The organism is Rossellomorea aquimaris (genome assembly GCF_001877785.1).
Lineage (GTDB): Bacteria > Bacillota > Bacilli > Bacillales > Bacillaceae_B > Rossellomorea > Rossellomorea aquimaris_A.
Map to the genome: position 1 here is coordinate 1 of NZ_MINN01000101.1, position 673 is coordinate 673.

1 protein-coding gene is annotated in these 673 nt (G+C 42.9%); it reads left to right on the top strand.

All coding sequences use genetic code 11. The annotated features are described in order from the left end of the window. Positions 1-489 (top strand): GGDEF domain-containing protein (locus tag BHE18_RS14930; RefSeq protein WP_141771893.1); only part of this gene is annotated, 489 nt, incomplete at its 5' end. Between the last annotated feature and the right edge of the window lie 184 nt (positions 490-673).

Here is a 673-nt window from a genome sequence, read left to right on the forward strand (position 1 = left end):
CCTGTAGCGGAGGGCATGGTGCTCGACCTGAATGACACATTGTGCAGCCGGATGGATTTCGAAAACAAGCAGCCACTGGTCTATGAGGATGTTCAAGACGCTCCAGAATTGAAGCATTTTGAAGATAAGCTGGAAGCGGCCCATGTAAGGTCGTACTTAGGCCTGCCGATTTCTTTTGTTAACGGCGACCGCTTCGGCACTTTATGTGCGGTGAATGACGAGAAAAGCCAATTCGATGCAAGAAGCATCACATTATTGCAGCGCATTGTGCGGATGTTCTCCTATTACCTTGACCTGGAACGCTTTGCATATCGGGATTCGCTGACAGATCTGTACAATCGGCATTTCCTTACCCGTTTTTTTGATGGCAATTCGAAAGCTGGGGGATCGATTTTCTTCTTGGACCTAGATGGGTTTAAAAATGTCAACGATCTATACGGAAAAAAAAAAATTAAGCTCTTCAGCCTTAACAAAAACCCCACGCAATAACACATAACTCACACGATACACGTTATGTTATCACACGTAAATTACGACAAGAAACCAAACTCGATGATTTGTTAGTGCATCTAACAATAAAGTCACTACACACCATCACACACACCCATCATACAGTAAAGCAAGTTGATTACAACATATCCTTCACACTATCACCAATCATCGAATACTTTAA